This is a genomic window from Roseivirga misakiensis, assembly GCF_001747105.1.
Classification (GTDB): Bacteria; Bacteroidota; Bacteroidia; order Cytophagales; family Cyclobacteriaceae; genus Roseivirga; species Roseivirga misakiensis.
The window spans coordinates 1,760,248-1,776,117 of sequence record NZ_MDGQ01000005.1 but is presented as its reverse complement, the minus strand read 5'-3'; the positions used below and the strand labels follow the sequence as shown (position 1 = coordinate 1,776,117).

Below are 15,870 nucleotides of genomic sequence, written 5' to 3'. Positions count from 1 at the left end.
GTCGGCTTACTCTGCTTCTTTAAGTTTACTTCTGCCCATGAGTTTCACCAACAGGTCTGCATCTGGAATTTGTGCAAGAATCACGCGAGCCATTACAATGAGTGGTACAGATAGGAGCATCCCTGAAATCCCCCAGATATAGCCCCATATAACTAGCCCTAGAATAACTGTGACCGTATTTAGCGCTACAGAAGAGCCCATTAATAAAGGCTCAATAATGTTTCCCCAAACGAACTGGGTGGCGATCAGTAAGGCAATAAATAAAACAAAAGAGCCACTACTATCAATTTGAATTAGGCCTAATAGCACCGGAGGAATTGTAGCGGCAATTGAACCTACCGTTGGAATAAAGTTGAGTAAGAAGGCTAGAAATCCCCAGAAAAGGGCGAAGTCAATGCCGAATATCCAGCTTAGTACACCAAAGAACAGTCCGGTACAGAAACTTGTGAAGAACTTAACCTTCATGTAGCTCACAATAGAAGATTTCACTTCCACAAATGAATTAATGAGTCGCTCTTTACCATGTTGATCGTCACCTTCTAGATAGTTAATGTACATTTCATACTTCACAATACTACCCAGCACGGCCACTAGATAAACTGCGCTCAGTATAAAGTTAAAAGTGAATGTACCTAGCTGACCCGCGACTACTCCAGATGTATTCATAATGAAATCTTTTGAAATTATGCGGTTAAGCGCATTGGTAAAACCATCGGCTTCGAGCTCTTTAACACCCGGAATAAATTCAATTTGACTTAAAATGACTTCAAAACGAGTTTCCATTTGGGAAAGAAGTTTTCCCTTTTCAGCGACGATTTGGGTAGCAGTATCGAAAACAACAAGACCGATTAAGAAGATAAAACCTAGCGTAAGAATGGTAATTACGGTAATGCTAACTGAATAAGGCCATCCTTTCCGCTCAAGGAATTCAATGATCGGTGAGAGTAAAATACCCACAAAAAGGGCGAAAGCGAGAGGGATTAGTAGACCTGATAGCGTTTTTATAATCACAATCACCAAAATCGCCGCAAAGAGGATTAGTATGTTTTTTATCGTACGAAGGTTGGAATTGTCTATTTCCGTCATAAAACTGCTCGCAATAAGTCTAATCTACCAAATCCTGAAAATAGGTAAAAAAGATGTACTGGCATTTATCGTAAAAAATTAAGTTGGAAAGCAGTTTAATATTTAGTTTTGTAGCTTCACCAATTAAGAACGGACGACATTGGAATTTGAACAACCCATAATAGAGCTAGAAGGTAAACTGACTGAGATGAAGCAACTCGCCGAAAGCAGTCAAGTTGATGTTTCAAAAGCTGTAAAGGCACTTGAGGCAAAGATTCAAAAGCTCAAAGTTGATACTTATAAGAACCTTACCCGTTGGCAGCGAGTGCAGTTGTCAAGACACGAGGAAAGACCCTACACACTCGATTACATCTACAACATGACAGACGACTTTGTCGAAATTCACGGTGATAGAACAGTGAAAGATGACAAAGCAATGGTTGGAGGATTTGGTACACTAAATGGCCAATCGGTGATGTTCGTGGGCCAGCAGAAAGGTAGAAATACCAAGCAGCGCCAAATGAGAAACTTTGGAATGGCCAACCCTGAGGGCTACAGAAAAGCTTTGAGACTCTTCAAAATGGCTGAGAAATTTGGCAGGCCGATCGTTACTTTAATTGACACTCCAGGTGCTTATCCGGGCCTAGAAGCCGAGGAAAGAGGGCAGGGCGAGGCGATTGCTAGAAACATCAAAGAGATGTTTATGCTTAAAGTTCCTGTTATCTGCATCATTATCGGTGAAGGTGCTTCGGGTGGTGCGTTAGGCATTGCCATTGGAGACAGAGTGCTTATGATGGAGAATACTTGGTATTCCGTAATATCGCCAGAGTCATGCTCATCCATTCTATGGAGAAGTTGGGATTATAAAGAACAAGCTGCAGAGGCATTGAAGCTAACTGCAACTGATATGGAAAGTTTCGGGCTAATTGATGGTATCATCGAAGAACCACTAGGCGGCGCTCATCGCGACCCGAATTGGATGTATCAAACTCTAAAAGATAGAATTTTGGCAGAAATAAATACACTTTCAGCCATGTCTCCTGCAGAACGTATCAATGCTAGAATTGATAAATTCTCTGATATGGGAGAAGTAGTAGAATAAATAATTAACCCCAGTTATAAGAGACCACGAAGCCTTGCTTTGTGGTCTTTTTGTTTTTGGCTAATTTCCGTCAGATACTATAAATATGGCCAAGCAAAAAATTTCCTGGAAACAGCACTTTATAGAACTGATTGTCGTCATCATCGGCATAAGTATAGCCTTTACATTAGAGGGGTGGTCTGACTCGAAAAAGGAAAGAAAACTAGAGCAAAACTATCTGAACTCGATCAAATCAGACCTAGAAAAGGATAGAACAGATTTGCAGCTGATCTACGATTCTACCAATACCGTATTGCGTTACGTTGGTGAAGTATTCTACTTTATAGGAACCAACGCTCCTTTAGAATCTTACAAGTTCCACCATGCGACGAGTGGATATTTAGCGACTCATTTTTATCCAAAAAATGGGACATATACCTCAATGGTTAACTCGGGAGATTTAAACCTAATTCAAGATTTTGAGCTTCGCGCCGATTTGTCCGACTTATATAATGTAGAATATAAGGAATTGGAAAGAGCCGATAGGGTGGTGCAAAACTTATCAGATAATCATATACAGCCTTATATCATATCAAATATTGAATTTACGAGGGATAAAAGTGAAAATGGTATCTTGGATGATGCGCCTTTAAAGACCAAAAAAGCATTTAACCTGCTGGGTAGTTATTATAACCTTTTGAGCGGTCGGCAAATGGCCTATCAAAAGATGATAGCCAAGTGTGATTCATTAATTGTGAGAATTGAAAATTTAAAATAGTATGAAGTTAAAGCGAGATTCATTTTTGGCCATTGTACTCGAAATTTTCATTGTCATTATCGGTATTACGATTGCGTTTTGGTTAAGCAATTGGGGAGAGCGAAGTAAAGAAATAAGCATGGGGGATGAATTCGTCAGAACCATGATCAACGACCTTGAATCCGATAGCGCGGCCTTTGTTTATCAAATTGCCAATATTGAGGAGAACCTAGAAAGGGTGGAGGCATTTATGGAAATTTGCCGTAATAAGGATTATGGTAATGATTCAATACAGTGGTATGTCGGTAATTTCATGAACCGAAATAATTGGCTTATCAATAGCAATACCTATGAGATTCTTAAAAGCGGCGGGAAACTGGATATAATCACGGACTTCGATGTCAGGAGCGATATTAGCTTTTTCTACAGAATCAGAACATTTCAAACCGATAGAATTTTGGAAATCAGCCAGAATTATATTGACGAGCATATGGATCCGTATTTGACTAAAAACACTGATTATTTTATTGCTCGGGCACCGAATACTAAGTTTGTTCAAGATTTAGAGTTTCAAAACCTGCTAGGTCGCTGGCGTGATTTGAAAGAAGAAAAACTAGATATCTACAGTCGTACACTAGAGGATATTAATACTTTGGTACCTAGACTAAAGGCATACTTAGAATAATTAGGCAAATGAATCTGCACATTATAAATACAGGAAATTTCAAATTGGATGGCGGCGCCATGTTTGGTGTGGTGCCAAAATCGCTATGGGAGAGAACAAATCCTGCCGATGAACGAAATATGTGCACATGGACCATGCGTTGTCTTTTAATTGAAGATGGTAATCGGCTTATTTTGATCGATAATGGTATTGGTAATAAACAGGATGCCAAGTTTTTTAGTCATTATTATCTTCATGGTAACGACTCCCTTGATGCTTCTTTAAACGCGGCTGGTTTCGATAAGTCCGATGTGACGGATATGTTTTTGACACACCTTCATTTCGATCATTGTGGCGGTGGAGTTGATTATTCTGGAGATAATCGAGATAGCTTAGCACTACATTTTCCAAATGCAAAGTATTGGTCGAATGAAGACCATTGGAAATGGGCTACGGAGCCAAATGCTCGTGAAAAGGCCTCTTTCCTAAAAGAAAACATACTGCCGATTCAAGAAAGTGGTCATTTAGAATTTATTGACTTTAAAAAGCCCTCTCCATTCGCACAATTCGATATACATACCGTAGATGGTCATACTGATAAGCAAATGCTACCCAAAATTAAGTATAAGGGGAAAACGATAGTTTTTATGGCTGACTTGCTTCCTTCTGTTGGACATATTCCTTTGCCATATGTAATGGGGTATGATACTAGGCCACTGATTACACTAAAAGAGAAGGGCGAGTTTTTAGAGGAAGCCGCCGATAATGAATACATTCTTTTTCTCGAACATGATGCGGTCAACGAATGTTGTACTGTAAAAAGGACGGAGAAAGGAGTAAGGTTAGACAGAACCTTTCCTTTGAGCGAAATACTTTGATCTTAAAGTTGCATTTGAACGTTAAATAAAACGCATGAAAGTTGGTATAGCGTTATCCGGAGGTGGGGCACGAGGAATTGCCCATTTAGGCGTATTGAAAGCCTTAGAAGAGCTCGGTATTACTGTAGACTATATAGCTGGCACAAGTGCTGGTTCAATAGTAGGCGCATTCTACGCCAATGGATTCGCACCAGCTGAGATTATGAAAATAGTTTCTAAGACTAACCTCTTTCAGATCGTTTGGCCTGCCTTTAGTTGGAAAGGAATCTTCAGCATGAGTCGGAGTGAGGATGTCTTCAGAAGGCACTTTAAAAAAGATGACTTTTCGGCCACTAAAATCCCTTTGAAAATTGTAGCGACTAACTTAAATACAGGACGACCTCAGGTATTTGAGAGCGGAGAACTCGTAAAACCAATGATGGCCTCGTGCTGTATTCCTTTCGTTTTTGACCCAATTAAAATTGATGGCGATTTGTACGTAGATGGCGGAATAGTGAATAACCTTCCCGTAGAATCTATTAGATCGGCGTGCGATGTAGTCATTGGGGTGAATGCGTCTCCTGTTTTAAAAGAAGAGAAACTAGGCGGTACCAAAAAAATGATTGAGAGAATTTCCATGGTGAGTCTTAGTGCTAATGTGGCAAAAAGTGCCTCTATGTGTGATTTATTAATCGAACCCAAAGGCTTACGCGCCTTCGGTACCTTTGATATAAAAATGGGCCAAGAGATATTCGATTTAGGCTACGAGGCCACACATTACATATTCGAGAACCAAAAAGATGAGGCCGTCATTCAACAGCTTTTGAGCACTGAGGTGAAATAATTTCACGAATTCTACAACCTTTTTTCATTTCGATCGACTTAAATAGAGAAATATTATAGTCTGTTATACGTGTATCTAATTTTTCACCCGTCTAACAGAAAAGGTCATCGGAAAGTCCGATAATTCAATCACACAACAACACTATGCGAGTATTAATATGCTTAATGTGTGTCCTATTTATTTTTAACGAATCTAGGGCGCAAGACAAATTCACACTTAACGGTTACGTTCGAGATGCCAGCTCAGGAGAGGAGCTCATTGGCGTAACGGTTTTAATCAAAGAAACCGGAGGAGGGGTAAACACCAACGCCTATGGGTTCTATTCGATTACGTTGCCAGAGGGCAATTACACTATTGAATACCGATATATCGGTTTTCAAAGAAAGTCAGAGAAAGTTCAGCTTAATAAGGACGTATCGCTCAACATTAATCTAGAAGAAGAAACTGTTGAACTAAGCGAAGTGGTCGTTACAGCTGAACGTGAGGATGCCAATGTTACCAATATTCAAATGAGTAGGAATGAGGTAAATATTGAGCAATTGAAGAAGTTGCCTGCGCTTTTTGGCGAACCTGACGTGATCAAAACAATCCAGATGCTACCAGGAGTAGTCTCAGCAGGAGAGGGAACCTCCAGTTTCTTTGTAAGAGGCGGTAGTGCCGATCAAAACCTGATTTTAATAGATGAGGCACCCGTTTATGACCCATCGCATTTATTCGGCTTGTTTTCAGTTTTTAACGCTGATGTTATCAAAGACTCGGAGCTTTACAAAGGTGGAATTCCTTCACGTTTTGGTGGTAGACTTTCTTCAATTCTTGAAGTACGCACCAAAGATGGTAACAATAAAGAGTTCGGCGGGGAAGCGGGTATAGGATTGCTAGCCAGTAGCGTCATGCTCGAAGGACCAATTAAGAAAGAGGAAAGCTCCTTCATCGTTTCCGCTCGTAGATCTTATGTTGATTTAGCTTTAAGAGCAGCGAATCAGAAGAATCTAGTCTATTTTTATGATGTAAATGCCAAAGTGAACTGGCGGGCGAATAATAAGAACCGCTTTTTCTTGGCGCTGTATTCTGGTCGAGATGATTTCAATTTTGACGGTAACTTTGGATTTGACTGGGGTAATAGAACCGCCACATTTAGATGGAATCATCTCTTTAACGATCGCTTGTTTTCCAATACCTCTTTCATAGCCAGTAGCTTTGATTATGGTTTAGGCTCTACAGAACAGTCCGACGGCTTCCAGTGGGATTCAAACCTTCAAGAATACAGTTTAAAGCAAGATTTGAACTACTTTTTTAACCCCAAACTGACGCTAGATTTTGGATATCATTTGACGTACAGGAAATTTGCTCCAGGCAAAATTGTACCATCTGAAGAGTCAATTTTTAAAGAAACAGAGCTTCAAGAAGAATTTGCTTTAGATCATGCGGCTTATTTTGGCCTTCAGCATCAAATCAGCGAAAAGCTAACATTTGAATACGGTGCACGGCTTTCAATTTTTCAAAATATAGGTGAAAACACTGTTTACACTTATTTCGATAAGCTGGATAATGTGAATCCGATACGGATAGATTCGGTGAAGTATGGAAGCTTTGAAAACATCAAAACATATGTAAACCTTGAACCGAGATTTTCAGCCAGACTGCTATTAAATAATAACAGTAGCTTGAAGGCGAGTTACAATCGAATGGTTCAAAATACCCATTTGATTTCTAGTGGAACAGTACCACTGCCATTCAATACTTGGGCGCCGAGTTCTACCTATTTGAAGCCACAAACTGCCGATCAAGTAGCAATCGGTTATTTCAAGAACTTCGGCGGTAATGCATATGAGTTCTCGGTAGAATCGTTTTACAAGGATATTCAAAACGTAACCGATTTTGCTGATAACGCACAAATTTTCTTTAATCAGGACCTTTCAACTGAATTTCGTCAGGGAACATCCGAAGCATATGGGCTAGAATTAATGCTCCAAAAGAACAAAGGGAAGCTTACAGGTTTTGTAGCATACACACTGTCTAGAGTCACAAGAAATGTGGAAGGCGTTAACTTAAACAGAACTTTTGTGGCGAACCATGATAGACGTCACAACCTGAATGTTATAGGAACATATGATTTCAGTGATAAATGGACTTTTGGTGGTTCATTCACATATGGAACAGGAAGACCGATCACGTTACCGTCTGGATCATATGAATTTAGCGATGGCCAGATTGCAGATGTGATCACGGAAAGAAATGGATTTAGGCTACCTAACTTCCACAGAGTCGACTTGAGTGCCACTTTGGTGCCTCAAAAGAATAAGGATCGGAAATATGAGACTTCATGGGTCTTCTCCTTATACAACGTTTACAGTCGCAAAAATCCTTTTTCAATTTACACGAGGGTTAGGTTAGATGACGATGACAATGTCATAGGCGACGGAACGGAAAAAGAGGCCAGGTTGATCTATCTATTCCCAATACTTCCATCAGTTACATTCAATATCAAATTTTAAGACTTAAAGATGCAATTCAAAAGAACATATATATCGCTTTTAGCTTTTGTCGCACTACTGGTATTTGGTTGCGAGGAAACAGTTCAGTTAGACTTAGGCCAATTGGAAGAACGCGTGGTAATTGAAGGCTTGGTGACCAATGAGCAAGACGGACATTACGTGAAACTGACCAGAACACGAGATTTTTATACTAATGGTCCTGCTGAACGAATTGAAGATGCGACAGTATCGGTTTCGGACGAAAATGGAAATACATATTCGTTCGTGCATAACCCAAATGGTTTACCAGAAGAGGAGGGCTTTTATTACCCAATTACTCCATTTCAAGGTCAAATTGGAACTACTTACAGCTTGTCTGTCGCAGTAGATGGTGAACAGTATACGGCTGCTGAAGAGTTATTACCAGTCACGGCAATTGACTCCTTAACGGTTACCATCGACTTTGAAGAATTAGAAGAACCAGAGGAGGAAGGTCGCTACTATGAGGTTTTGTTTTATGCCAGTGAGCCTCAAGATAGAAAAGATCAATACCTTTTTAAGTTTTACAACGACGGAGAGATTGTTAAAGACTTTCCGACCGATATCTATTTTTCAGATGACGATTTGCTAGGAGAGAGGATTGATGATTTAGAGATAGCAGGGTTTTATAAGCTTGGAGAAATGGTGGAAGTGGAAATGTACAGTCTTACGCAAGAGGCCTTCATTTTCTATTCCGATCTTTTCAATTTGCTAAATAATGATGGTGGTATGTTTAGCCCGCCACCAGCAGACCCTAGAAATAATCTAAGTAATGGTGCATTGGGCTATTTTCAAGTAAGTGCGGTGTCGAGAGAACAAATCTTGATCGAAGATCCGCGTGACGACTAAATGTATTTTAACTCAATAAAAAAGGGCAATGTATGATGCATACATTGCCCTTTTGCTTATTATCTCTACTGTAATTACTCGACAGTGACTAGGTAATAGTTCTTTTTCCCTTTCTGCGCTAGAAAGTATTTCCCTTGCAGCAAATCTAAAACGGGCTTAGCATTCATATCTCCAATTTTGGCTTTGTTGATAGAAACACCTCCGCCTTGAAGCATTCTTCTAGCTTCACCTTTTGATTTAAAGATGACTTCCTTTGTAGTCATCGAAAGCAAATCGATATAGTTCTCAGCGGCACTAAGTTCAGAAGCTTGTATCGTCACTTGTGGTACACCTTCGAAAACGGAAAGTAAAGTAGCCTCATCTAGCGATACCAAATCTTCGGTAGTCGATTTACCAAAGAGAATTCCAGAAGCTTTAATCGCCATTTGCAAGTCTTCTTCTGAATGTATCCTTCGAGTAACATCTTCAGCCAAAGCCTTTTGGATCACCCGCATATGCGGTGCCTCTGCATGCTCTGCTTCTAGTGCCTCAATTGCTTCTTTTTCAAGCAGCGTGAAAATTCTAATGAAATTGCTGGCGTCTTCATCCGAAGTATTAAGCCAATATTGATAGAATTTGTAAGGCGAAGTCCTGTTTTTATCAAGCCAAACGTTTCCACCTTCGGATTTACCAAATTTAGAGCCGTCTGCTTTCTTAATCAGTGGCGCAGTAAGTGCAAAAGCTTCTCCTTGAGCTTTTCTTCTTATCAGTTCGGTACCGGTAACAATGTTTCCCCATTGATCAGAACCACCCATCTGTATCTTACAGTTCTTGTTTTGGTAGAGGTGGTAAAAGTCGTATCCCTGAACAAGTTGATAGGTGAATTCAGTAAATGACATGCCGCCCTCTAACCGGTTCTTTACAGAATCTTTAGACATCATATAGTTCACCGTAATATGTTTCCCCACATCACGGATAAAGTCTAAAAATGTAAAGTCTTTGAACCAATCGTAGTTATTCACGATTTCTGCAGAGTTTTCGCCACAATCAAAATCCAAGAACTTCTCTAATTGCGCCTTTTGACCGGCTAGGTTTTTATTTAAAACGTCTTCATCTAACAACTGACGTTCAGCAGATTTTCCAGATGGATCGCCTACCATACCGGTGGCACCACCAACAAGTGCGAATGGCTTATGGCCTGCGCGCTGAAGATGCACCAAAAGCATCACTGGAACTAAGTTCCCTATGTGTAGCGAATCGGCCGTAGGATCAAATCCAATGTAGCCAGATGTCATCTCTTTGGATAATTGCTCAGCTGTTCCTGGCATAATATCGTGGATCATTCCACGCCAATTCAATTCTTCAACCAGTGGGTTATTCATTAATTTGTAAGATTTGGGCAGCAAAGATAGAATATGCCTTGCTAGGGTAAAAGGTAGGAAGGGAAAAAGCCTGTTTTACCAGGCTACACTTCCATAATTATCTGTTTTGCCTTCGTCATCTACGTTTTTAGATGGGATAAAGACATTTGTTTTTCGTTGTGTTGGAGTAGGAGATGGTGTTTGAGTTTGTCTGTTAGACCTCGACGGAGAGCTACTATTGAGTTCTGGCATTTCGATCTTTTGGCCAACATTGATCTTCCCATTCATTTCGGCGCCATTTTCTACAGAAATATGCTTGGCATATATTTTTCCATATACGCGCGCCGATTGCGATAAATGCAAAAGCCCCTTTGCAATAACGTCACCATTCACATAACCTTCAATGGTGATCTCGTTGCCACTTAAGTTGCCGCCAATTTCACCATGGTTTCCTATGATTATGCGCTCATCGGACACCAAGTCACCGGTAACATAGCCATCAACGCGGATACTATGTTCGGATTTCATATTGCCCGAAATTACAGAGCCGTGTCTAACCTGCGTAATGTAGGTAGAAGGGTTATTAGCCGATGATTGATCTCTTTTGCTCATTAGTATGCCGATGGAATAGATGATTCAGTGCTTCCATTATGATCATCGAAAATCGATACAATTGTAGTCGCGTTTCCGATATCCAAACCAACTGCACTACTCTTAACACCGCCATTGAGCTGAGCTGAGTTGATGCAATAACCACGGCTCGCTAACGATTGAGGTTCGTGTGCAACTTCTAATTCCAAAATATCCTGAAATTCAGTTTTGAAACAGTCTACCAGCTGTGGGTACATAGCACCACCCCCGGCAAGGAACATATCGTGAGATATCGTAAAGTCATTGTCATTAAATGCTTTTCTCATCGCTGGTGAAATCACATCTTCGTAATACTGTCTCAAGACTTTATTTCGCATTTCTGTGATATCAATTCGCTTTCTATTCAAGAAAATCACGCCTTTTTGGAAAGCTGCATCAATTTGATGCTCAGTTTTAAGCTCCAAGTAGTAAGTCTTTGCTAGTTCTTTCTCTAACAAATTAACAGCGTATCGCAAACCGTACGTTGAAAGGGATGTTCTTTGGACAATACCACCTTCTGTGCTCAATAGCCCCTCTAGTGTACCATAACCCAGTGAAATCACGAAAAAGTTACCATTCGCTTGATGCTGCCCTTTCCTTAAAGCGATAGCACAACTGATAACTTCTGGTATAATCTGTACGTGATCAATTTCGATTTGTACATTTTTTCTCGTGCCACCTCCATAAGTTGCTGCATCATACTCTACTACATGCTGAGCATTGATCAAGTTAGCGGCAGTCTCTTTGTATAATTGAAAAGTGGAAAAAGGAAAACCAGTAGAAATTGTCAATGGGTTACCCAATTTTTGGTTGGCCACCAACATTCCTGATTTTAGTAATAAGTTATAATCTAGCTCGTCAGGAGCACTGTTGATATTTCTGTGAGGAGAAACTCCTTCTGTCAAGGCAAGGTTTCCAACAACGTAACCATCGCCGTTATGATACAATTTTAGACCGTTGATTAGATCAGGAGAGACATTCCTTAGATCTGTGTTGTTTCCTTCAAATACACTTGGAAATGTGTAGGTTTTGAACATAGTGTTGTTTGATTCTTGAAAAATTGAATTCGTTTTGAGTCAACAATAATACGTATAAATCACAATTTGGTCTTTATGGAAGCAAAAAAACCAACTAATTTTTTGAAATACTGTAGCTCTAGAAATTAAGTGGTATGCTAATTATTTATGACTACTGCCAGCCGCTTATTTTTAGCATTTACAGCCATTCTGGTGATGCCTTTTTCGGCTTGTTTTCCCAAATCGATCACTTCTTGCCATGTTTCTGAACTTTTCGGGTTGTACATCCAAAGCTTAGTTCCAGCACTAGTAATGTAGGTTCCTTCTTGTGTTATCGCCCAATCGCTCGCACCAGAAGGCTTTTTAATCACTTCTGTAAACGCCTTGGTTTCATCATTTAACCTGTAAATGACAACATCGCCATTTTCTTCTCTACGTTCAAAGGCAAAGTCTTTAGAACCAGGAATAAGTTTAATGGTACGTCCAATATTTTTAGTTATGATTTTATCGTCTACTTCATTCGCATTGGCCAATACAAGGGTAGCTGGACGCCCTAAAACAAACATTAAAACGTCGTTGTCCTTATTCCATGCAAAGTATCCTACAGGAGCTAGGTCTTCGAAAACCACTTTAGGTGATTTCTTGCCGTCCATTTGAAACATCCATAAGCGTTGAGTTTGATCTGCTTCTACCCGAATGGTTCCAAAACTACCATATCCAGGTATTGGAAATGGAGAGTATTCGCTTTCCTTCGTCTGTGTAAGGTTGGTCAGTTTGTTTTCATAAAGATCTAAGATCATAATGTCATTCTGACCATCAATGTGGGAGGAATACATTAAATAATCGTTCTCAAAGAAAACAGGTTGATTGTCATAACCACTTCTGTTCGTCACATTCTTTCCGTTCGAAAGTGTGATTTTACCCTTCTTTTCTTTCATGTCGAAAACGAAAATATCAGTATCTGGCGGTGCCTGACCAAAGCTTGGAATAGCAAAAAGCAACAAACAAAAGGCTAGGAGTATAGTTTTCATGATGATCAATATTTAGGTGCATAAGATAGTAAATTGGTTTTGTACCACATCAGACCTTTCTACAAATGGTTTTTATTCATGTATAAATAATCACTTCATATTATTTTACTTAAAATATTGATTAATAGATTATTGTATTCATATAAAAAGAGTGTGCTCATATTTTGAGCTATACAAATCCAGCCTAATTTTAGCTTCCTACGTGTAAGTAAGTAGGTTGGCGATTGACATCAAGACATGAAATACTCAGAAGATATATTGGACTCATTACGTTTTAAGCAAGATGAGTTAGCCGACAAAGTCATCCAACAATACTTTCCTCAAAAGAAAGCACTATTGCAAGAGCAGCTGCAAGGGCTAGTGAACAATACAGATGAACTCTCATCCAATGCAGATCAATCCCTTGTTGATCTTTTAACGTCTATGCGAAAGCAAATCGATCAATTGGATGAAGGCGTATTGGCAGAAGGGCAGGCTTTCTTTGATGAATTCGCCTCTGATATTATGCTACTGCTTGGATTCATGTCTTTGCCGTACTGTTATGCCGCTAAAAATGGGGCAGAAGTACTCGTCAGGTCAAATAGAATCCTTGAAAACCCGGCACAACGACTGAACGATACCGCAGAATTTGTTTTTGATGTTACACACAAGAATGCTTTTAAGCCTGAAGGAAAGGCCTTAATGAGTATTCTTAAGGTAAGGTTAATGCACGCCGCCACTAGATGGTATGTAAGCAAAGACAAAACTTGGGATAATAAGAAGTTTGGTGCACCAGTGAATCAAGAAGATATGGCAGGCACAAATTTGTCCTTTTCCCTGCTAACAATCAGAGGATTACGTAAGCTCGGTAAACTGATGACAGCTGAGAGCGCTTTCGGTTATATTAATTATTGGAATAAAATAGGCGAATTACTCGGTTTAGACCCGCTTTTACTACCCGAAAATAACAGAGAGGCGGCGGTTTTAGAACGCAAAATTAGACAGCGACAATTCGGATATTCAGAAGCGGGTAAAACCCTGACTATGTCTCTTTTGAAGTATTATGAATTCGCTACGATAAACTCGCCGTTAGAGGGTAAGGTCAAAACCTTTATGAACTTTTTGATCGGAAACTATATATCTAATATGATAGGTCTGGAAATAAATGACTTCGATAGGGCCGTCTTTAAGCCTTATCAGTTATTCCTTGGTTTCAGAAATTATTTCTTCAATACCCAAGACTCTTATGCGGCGGCTTATACGCGGTTCAAAGAAACAAAGCTTTAAATACCCAGGTGTCTTTTAAACCTTTTTCTCTTTAAGAGCTTATGGTCAACTAATTGAAAAATTACGATTAGTGAAACTAGGCCAGTAGCAGGCAAGATTATTTTCGGTAAAAAGGTATTAGAATTTCCGCCAAAGGAAGAGATCACTTGTAGTACTGTAAACCCAAAAGCAAAAACGCCAGCAATCGCTAACCCAAAGTAGATATTCTCCCTAAGGGCCTCCTTTTTACGCTTTCGTTTGAGTTGTTCAAGGATGGTAGCAGAGAATTTGGGGTTGATGGAAATATCCTCTTCTTGTTCAATTTGTTGGAAAAGAACCTCGTACAAGTGATTATCTTCAGATGGATCGAAGTCTAATTGGTCGTTTATTCCTCTTTTACTTTTCATAGTAACTCCTCCTTATTTACAAATTTAGATAATTGGTCCTTGAGTAACTTTCGGGCCCTGAAAAGATAGTTTTTGACCGTTCCTTCGGGCATTCCAGTGATTTCAACAATCTCTGGGTAAGTCATTTCTTCGATATGGAACAGGTAAAGTATGTTTCTGTAATGCGCTGGTAATTTTTCTATCTGTTTCTGAACAAATGCCGAAGTATTGGCAGCAGTCAATAAGTCTTCTGGTGTAGTAGATTCTTTAAAGAAATTACCCTCATCTATCTCTTCCATGTCTTGATAAGTCATTTTATTCTCTTTCTTCAAGGTATTGATGGTGTGGCGGTAGGCGATCGTGGCAATCCAAGTAGACAACTTACTGTTGAAACGAAACCCTGGCAGCTTCTCATAAACCTTCATAAATACATCCTGAGCGAGTTCCTCAACCAAGACGTGATTTGTGGTCAGTTTTTGGATCATGTGAAACACCAACTTCTCATGCTTTCGAATTAAAAATTCGAAAGCCTGGTCATTGCCCCTTAAAACGCTTTTAACCAGCGACTGATCATCCATTTGAGCCGTTAGACAAAATCCATCAGGTTTATGTTGCAGCAAAACCTGATTACTCTAAAAAATATTAAGATCGAAAACTTTTTTCACTTAAACTGCAACATTCCTAAAACCACTGATGTCTGATGAGGCAAATGAATTTTAAATAACAGAATTATGGAAGGTTTTGATATTGTACTCACTGTTTTGATCACTTTTGCCTTCACAGGGTTTACAACAATAGGCATTATAAAGGGAATCACGAGTTATCGTTTAAGAAGAAGAATGATTGAGGCGGGCCTGATTAATGAAGAGGCTATGGAGTTGTTAAAGGATGGTGCTAAGGAAAACTATTATACATCCTTAAAATGGGGGTTAATCTTATTTTTTAGTGGAATTGGATTGATTATCATTAACTCTATGGATTATTATTATGATTCAACGGCCGCCTACGGAATCGTAATTACAGCTGCATCGCTAGGCTTTTTAATCTACTTTATATTTATGAAGCAAGAGATTAAAAAGGAACAGTAAGACCTTTTGAAGTAAATAATTTGAAGCCATCTTTCGTATACCGATTGATGGCTTTTTAATTTTCATTACAACCTTACATAGCTGATTGGGGTCAAAGAAATAGAACAACGACATGCTATGAAACGAATTTATCTTTCCCTTTTAGTGGTTACATTTTTTTACCTCCAATCTTGCGAGAATGAGGCTAGCCCTGATTGTATTGAAGTACAAGTAATCACTCACATTTGCGGTAATGCTGTATTGGAAGTGATTAGTGGTGGAGAAAACCTAAAGCTAAGTACTTGGACGAGTACTGATGGTCAAGTTTACACAAATGTAATCGGTGCCATTTTCGATTCTTGTGATGATAATCTTTCAGAGATGCTTGATGGCAGCTTCTTCATAACGATTGCCGAACCAGAGGAGCATGCCAATTGCATAGTCTGTTTAGCGATTCCTTCAAATATGCCTGAACCGATTTACCCTGTTAAAATTTTGGACTCCTGCGATGGGGATCAATAAAAC

The 15,870-nt window shown here is 39.5% G+C and carries 17 protein-coding genes; 10 read left to right on the top strand and 7 right to left on the bottom strand.

Going from position 1 to position 15,870, the window contains the following annotated elements; translation table 11 throughout:
- Positions 1 to 6: 6 nt before the first annotated feature.
- On the bottom strand, positions 7 to 1,086 hold the full coding sequence (locus BFP71_RS15225; RefSeq protein WP_069836299.1) for an AI-2E family transporter: 1,080 nt from the start codon (positions 1,084 to 1,086) through the stop codon (positions 7 to 9).
- Between the two features lie 187 nt (positions 1,087 to 1,273).
- Here BFP71_RS15225 and BFP71_RS15220 point away from each other — a divergent pair, with 187 nt between their 5' ends.
- The 7 genes from BFP71_RS15220 (at position 1,274) to BFP71_RS15190 (ending at position 8,630) form a co-directional block, all read left to right on the top strand.
- Positions 1,274 to 2,167 carry an acetyl-CoA carboxylase carboxyltransferase subunit alpha gene (locus BFP71_RS15220; protein ID WP_069837106.1) on the top strand — a complete coding sequence of 298 codons (894 nt, stop codon included), beginning with the start codon at positions 1,274 to 1,276 and terminating at the stop codon, positions 2,165 to 2,167.
- Between the two features lie 85 nt (positions 2,168 to 2,252).
- Entirely contained in the window at positions 2,253 to 2,924 is a 672-nt protein-coding gene (locus BFP71_RS15215; RefSeq protein WP_069836298.1) for a DUF6090 family protein, read from the top strand.
- A gap of 1 nt (position 2,925) precedes the next feature.
- Positions 2,926 to 3,588, top strand: a complete 663-nt coding sequence (locus tag BFP71_RS15210; RefSeq protein WP_069836297.1) for a hypothetical protein — start codon at positions 2,926 to 2,928, stop codon at positions 3,586 to 3,588.
- A gap of 8 nt (positions 3,589 to 3,596) precedes the next feature.
- On the top strand, positions 3,597 to 4,445 hold the full coding sequence (locus BFP71_RS15205; RefSeq protein ID WP_069836296.1) for an MBL fold metallo-hydrolase: 849 nt from the start codon (positions 3,597 to 3,599) through the stop codon (positions 4,443 to 4,445).
- 34 nt (positions 4,446 to 4,479) lie between these two features.
- Positions 4,480 to 5,268: a patatin-like phospholipase family protein gene (locus tag BFP71_RS15200; protein WP_069836295.1), complete on the top strand. Its 789-nt coding sequence runs from the start codon at positions 4,480 to 4,482 to the stop codon at positions 5,266 to 5,268.
- 143 nt (positions 5,269 to 5,411) lie between these two features.
- Complete coding sequence (locus tag BFP71_RS15195) at positions 5,412 to 7,763, top strand: TonB-dependent receptor (RefSeq protein WP_069836294.1); 2,352 nt, start codon at positions 5,412 to 5,414, stop codon at positions 7,761 to 7,763.
- A gap of 9 nt (positions 7,764 to 7,772) precedes the next feature.
- Positions 7,773 to 8,630 carry a DUF4249 domain-containing protein gene (locus BFP71_RS15190; RefSeq protein ID WP_069836293.1) on the top strand — a complete coding sequence of 286 codons (858 nt, stop codon included), beginning with the start codon at positions 7,773 to 7,775 and terminating at the stop codon, positions 8,628 to 8,630.
- Between the two features lie 74 nt (positions 8,631 to 8,704).
- Here the strand turns inward: BFP71_RS15190 and tyrS are convergent, their stop codons facing one another.
- The 4 genes from tyrS to BFP71_RS15170 all read right to left on the bottom strand — a co-directional run bounded on the left by tyrS (position 8,705) and on the right by BFP71_RS15170 (position 12,647).
- Entirely contained in the window at positions 8,705 to 9,991 is a 1,287-nt protein-coding gene (gene tyrS, locus BFP71_RS15185; RefSeq protein WP_069836292.1) for a tyrosine--tRNA ligase, read from the bottom strand.
- Between the two features lie 75 nt (positions 9,992 to 10,066).
- Positions 10,067 to 10,582 (bottom strand): bactofilin family protein, encoded by a 516-nt coding sequence (locus BFP71_RS15180; protein WP_069836291.1) that lies wholly within the window; start codon positions 10,580 to 10,582, stop codon positions 10,067 to 10,069.
- Positions 10,582 to 11,637 (bottom strand): ParM/StbA family protein, encoded by a 1,056-nt coding sequence (locus BFP71_RS15175; protein ID WP_069836290.1) that lies wholly within the window; start codon positions 11,635 to 11,637, stop codon positions 10,582 to 10,584. The genes BFP71_RS15180 and BFP71_RS15175 overlap by 1 nt, the downstream gene beginning before the upstream one ends.
- Positions 11,638 to 11,774: 137 nt before the next feature.
- A complete protein-coding gene (locus BFP71_RS15170) occupies positions 11,775 to 12,647 on the bottom strand; it encodes a TolB-like translocation protein (protein ID WP_069836289.1) in 873 nt (290 codons plus the stop codon).
- 237 nt (positions 12,648 to 12,884) lie between these two features.
- Here BFP71_RS15170 and BFP71_RS15165 point away from each other — a divergent pair, with 237 nt between their 5' ends.
- A complete protein-coding gene (locus BFP71_RS15165; RefSeq protein ID WP_069836288.1) occupies positions 12,885 to 13,913 on the top strand; it encodes an oxygenase MpaB family protein in 1,029 nt (342 codons plus the stop codon).
- Here the strand turns inward: BFP71_RS15165 and BFP71_RS15160 are convergent.
- Both BFP71_RS15160 and BFP71_RS15155 read right to left on the bottom strand, forming a co-directional pair.
- A complete protein-coding gene (locus BFP71_RS15160; RefSeq protein WP_069836287.1) occupies positions 13,910 to 14,299 on the bottom strand; it encodes a hypothetical protein in 390 nt (129 codons plus the stop codon). The two genes, BFP71_RS15165 and BFP71_RS15160, sit on opposite strands and share 4 nt — an antisense overlap.
- On the bottom strand, positions 14,296 to 14,856 hold the full coding sequence (locus tag BFP71_RS15155; protein ID WP_069836286.1) for an RNA polymerase sigma factor: 561 nt from the start codon (positions 14,854 to 14,856) through the stop codon (positions 14,296 to 14,298). Before BFP71_RS15155 ends, BFP71_RS15160 begins: the two co-directional genes overlap by 4 nt.
- Positions 14,857 to 15,009: 153 nt before the next feature.
- Between BFP71_RS15155 and BFP71_RS15150 the strand changes: the two genes are divergently transcribed.
- Together BFP71_RS15150 and BFP71_RS15145 are read left to right on the top strand one after the other, a co-directional pair.
- Positions 15,010 to 15,366, top strand: a complete 357-nt coding sequence (locus tag BFP71_RS15150) for a DUF6249 domain-containing protein (RefSeq protein ID WP_069836285.1) — start codon at positions 15,010 to 15,012, stop codon at positions 15,364 to 15,366.
- Positions 15,367 to 15,483: 117 nt separating this feature from the next.
- A complete protein-coding gene (locus BFP71_RS15145; protein ID WP_069836284.1) occupies positions 15,484 to 15,867 on the top strand; it encodes a hypothetical protein in 384 nt (127 codons plus the stop codon).
- Positions 15,868 to 15,870 lie beyond the last annotated feature (3 nt).

Excerpts from the sequence above, each read along its gene's own strand:
- BFP71_RS15220 (WP_069837106.1), top strand. The coding sequence starts at position 1,274 with ATGAAGCAACTCGCCGAAAGCAGTCAAGTTGATGTTTCAAAAGCTGTA.
- BFP71_RS15145 (WP_069836284.1), top strand. The coding sequence starts at position 15,484 with ATGAAACGAATTTATCTTTCCCTTTTAGTGGTTACATTTTTTTACCTC.
- BFP71_RS15195 (WP_069836294.1), top strand. The coding sequence starts at position 5,412 with ATGCGAGTATTAATATGCTTAATGTGTGTCCTATTTATTTTTAACGAA.
- BFP71_RS15165 (WP_069836288.1), top strand. The coding sequence starts at position 12,885 with ATGAAATACTCAGAAGATATATTGGACTCATTACGTTTTAAGCAAGAT.
- BFP71_RS15210 (WP_069836297.1), top strand. The coding sequence starts at position 2,926 with ATGAAGTTAAAGCGAGATTCATTTTTGGCCATTGTACTCGAAATTTTC.
- tyrS (WP_069836292.1), bottom strand. The coding sequence starts at position 9,991 with ATGAATAACCCACTGGTTGAAGAATTGAATTGGCGTGGAATGATCCAC.
- BFP71_RS15215 (WP_069836298.1), top strand. The coding sequence starts at position 2,253 with ATGGCCAAGCAAAAAATTTCCTGGAAACAGCACTTTATAGAACTGATT.
- BFP71_RS15155 (WP_069836286.1), bottom strand. The coding sequence starts at position 14,856 with ATGGATGATCAGTCGCTGGTTAAAAGCGTTTTAAGGGGCAATGACCAG.
- BFP71_RS15175 (WP_069836290.1), bottom strand. The coding sequence starts at position 11,637 with ATGTTCAAAACCTACACATTTCCAAGTGTATTTGAAGGAAACAACACA.
- BFP71_RS15205 (WP_069836296.1), top strand. The coding sequence starts at position 3,597 with ATGAATCTGCACATTATAAATACAGGAAATTTCAAATTGGATGGCGGC.
- BFP71_RS15180 (WP_069836291.1), bottom strand. The coding sequence starts at position 10,582 with ATGAGCAAAAGAGATCAATCATCGGCTAATAACCCTTCTACCTACATT.
- BFP71_RS15200 (WP_069836295.1), top strand. The coding sequence starts at position 4,480 with ATGAAAGTTGGTATAGCGTTATCCGGAGGTGGGGCACGAGGAATTGCC.
- BFP71_RS15225 (WP_069836299.1), bottom strand. The coding sequence starts at position 1,086 with ATGACGGAAATAGACAATTCCAACCTTCGTACGATAAAAAACATACTA.
- BFP71_RS15160 (WP_069836287.1), bottom strand. The coding sequence starts at position 14,299 with ATGAAAAGTAAAAGAGGAATAAACGACCAATTAGACTTCGATCCATCT.
- BFP71_RS15170 (WP_069836289.1), bottom strand. The coding sequence starts at position 12,647 with ATGAAAACTATACTCCTAGCCTTTTGTTTGTTGCTTTTTGCTATTCCA.
- BFP71_RS15190 (WP_069836293.1), top strand. The coding sequence starts at position 7,773 with ATGCAATTCAAAAGAACATATATATCGCTTTTAGCTTTTGTCGCACTA.
- BFP71_RS15150 (WP_069836285.1), top strand. The coding sequence starts at position 15,010 with ATGGAAGGTTTTGATATTGTACTCACTGTTTTGATCACTTTTGCCTTC.